Source organism: Pseudoalteromonas sp. S327 (genome assembly GCF_005886415.1).
Taxonomy (GTDB): Bacteria; Pseudomonadota; Gammaproteobacteria; order Enterobacterales; family Alteromonadaceae; genus Pseudoalteromonas; species Pseudoalteromonas atlantica.
The window spans coordinates 1-3137 of record NZ_PNDP01000049.1 but is presented as its reverse complement, the minus strand read 5'-3'; the positions used below and the strand labels follow the sequence as shown (position 1 = coordinate 3137).

General features: G+C 53.2%; 1 protein-coding gene. It reads left to right on the top strand.

Going from position 1 to position 3137, the window contains the following annotated elements:
• On the top strand, positions 1-3137 hold a 3137-nt coding region (locus CWB60_RS15175), incomplete at both ends, for a beta strand repeat-containing protein (protein WP_138628014.1).

Here is a 3137-nt window from a genome sequence, read left to right as displayed (position 1 = left end):
GATGTACCAAATGCACTGGTTGATGGTGAGCTGACCATTGAAGCCAGCGTGAGCGACAACGCCGGTAACACCACCACGGTTAGTGAAACAGCCACGCTGAACACCACCGCGCCAAGCATTAGCATTAATACCTTGGTTGATACCAACGACACCACGCCAACCATTAATGGGACAAGCGATGCAGCCGATGGCACCACCATTAGCTTAACGTTTGTAGACAGTTCAGGCGCTGAAATCACCACAACCACCACAGTAACCGGTGGCGTATGGAGCGTTGATGCACCGAGTGAATTAGCTGAAGGCGAATACACAGTGACCGCAGAAGTAGACGATGGTCTGGGTAATATCGGCAGCGCGAGCGAAACCGGTGAGATTGATTTAACCCCACCGAGCCTTGTTATTACAGATAACGGCGTTAGCAACGACACAACACCGACGATCTCGGGCACAAGTGATGCGCCACAAGGCAGTGAAGTGACAATTATTGTGACAGACAATGCCGGCGCACAACAAACCATTACCGCCACAGTGGGCGCAACGGGTACATGGTCAGTGCCGGTTACAACAGCCCTTGCTGAGGGCAACTTTACCGTAAGTGCAAGCGTAAGCGATGCAGCGGGTAACACAGCGACCGCCACAGGTGCAGGGGAGGTTGATACCATTGCGCCAACGCTTGATTTAACCAGCCCAGGTTCAAGTAACGATGTTACACCGACTCTAAGCGGCACCAGTGATGCGGTTGAAGGCACCGTGATCACCTTTACGGTTATCGATGATTTAGGAGTCGAGCAAACCTTTACCACCACCGTGGATGCGAGCGGCAACTTTTCAGTGGAAGTACCGACTGCACTTGCAGAAGGACCGTACAGCATTGAGGCCAGCATTAGCGATGATGCAGGTAACAGCACTGATATTACCGGCAGCGGTAACATCGATACCACCGCGCCAAGTGTGAGTGTGGATGCACCAGCGCTCACCAACGACAGCACACCAACAGTTACGGGCACCAGTGATGCACCAAACAGCACCGTTACGATAACCTTTACGGATGCGGCCAATGCCGTACAAACTATTGATGTACAAACCGATGCGAATGGTAATTGGAGTGCCACCCCAGCGACTGATTTAGCTGAAGGTAACTACAGTGTGAGTGCGAGCATCACGGATGCAGCGGACAACACGGGCACAGGGACAGACAGCGGCGAAGTGGACGTAACGCCACCAATCCTTGCCTTTACGCCGACCTTCGAGCTTGGTTTATTGGTTACCCTAAGTGGTACGTCTGACCTGCCAGCAGGCAGTGAAATCACCATCACCGAGCAACTTATTGGCGGGGGTGTGGGTGTAACTTACACCACCACAACCGATGCCAACGGTAATTGGTCTTTGGTGGGGCTTGATGTATCACTACTGGATGTAGGCTCTGTGATTGCCACAGCCACAGATGCAGCAGGGAACACACGCACAATCAGCTCAGATGACTTTGATAACACACCACCTACACTCACAGTTGAGGTGGATGCACAAAGCAATAGCAACACGCCTATAATCAGCGGCACAAGTGACGCAGGCGAAGGCGCACAAGTCACGATTGTGGTGACCGACAGTGACGGTAACCCACAAACCATTACCGCCCTTGTTGATGCCAACGGCGAGTGGAGCGCCACCCCAGCGACACCACTCAGTGAAGGTGAAAGCACGATTGAAGTGAGCGTACGCGACAGCGTAGGCAACGAAACCACCGTGAGTGAAACCACGACTATCGACACGCAAGCGCCAACGCTTACGATACAAAATGTAGGCGACATAAACGACTTAACCCCGACACTGCAAGGCACCAGTAACGAAATTGGCGGCACGGTAACACTCACCGTGACCGACAGTGACGGCGCTGTGCAAACCATTACCACCACCGTTGGTACGGATGGGCATTGGGATATTGAAGTGCCAAGTGCGTTGGCACAAGGTGACTTTACTGTAACGGCCAGTATTACTGATGCCGCAGGCAATGAAAGTACCGCCAACAGCAGTGGCAATGTAGATACCATTACCCCGGTTGTAACCGTGGATGCACTGGGACTTGGTAACGACAGTACTCCACTTATTAGTGGTACTTCAACTGAGCCAGAAGGCACGGTGGTGACGATTGTAATCACCGACAGTAATGGGGATGAAACACCGCTCACCGCCACCGTTGATGTCAACGGCAACTGGCAGGCAATCAGCCCAGAATTACCTGATGGTAGCTACAGTGTACAAGCCAGCATTACGGATGCGGCGGGCAATACAGGCGGCGCTACGCAATCGGGCAGCATAGATAGCCTTGCCCCGACTCTGACACTCGATACTGTAGGCGCTACCAACGACAGCACGCCAACTATTAGTGGTACCACGAATGCACCAGCCGGCACGGTAATTAGCATCAGCGTTAGCGATGGCATTACCACCGAAACCTTTACAGCCACAGTCCAAGCGGGTGGCAGCTGGTCAGCTGATGTACCAAATGCACTGGTTGATGGTGAGCTGACCATTGAAGCCAGTGTGAGCGACACCGCCGGTAACACCACCACGGTTAGTGAAACCGCCACGCTGAACACCACCGCGCCAAGCATTAGCATTAATGCCTTGGTCGATACCAACGACACCACGCCAACCATTAATGGGACAAGCGATGCAGCAGATGGCACCACCATTAGCTTAACGTTTGAAGATAGCGCGGGTAATATTACGACTGTTGATACCACCGTAACCGGTGGCGTGTGGAGCGTTGATGCACCGAGTGAATTAGCACAAGGTGAATACACGGTAACCGCCGAGGTAGACGATGGTCTGGGTAATATCGGCAGCGCGAGCGAAACCGGTGAGATTGATTTAACCCCACCGAGCCTTGTTATTACAGATAACGGCGTTAGCAACGACACGACACCGACGATCTCCGGCACAAGTGATGCGCCACAAGGCAGTGAAGTGACAATTGTTGTGACAGACAATGCCGGTGTAGCGCAAACCATTACCGCCACAGTGGGCGCAAGTGGTACATGGTCAGTTCCGGTTACAACAGCCCTTGCTGAGGGCAACTTTACCGTAAGTGCAAGCGTAAGCGATGCAGCGGGTAAACCAGGGACCGCCTCTGGTGC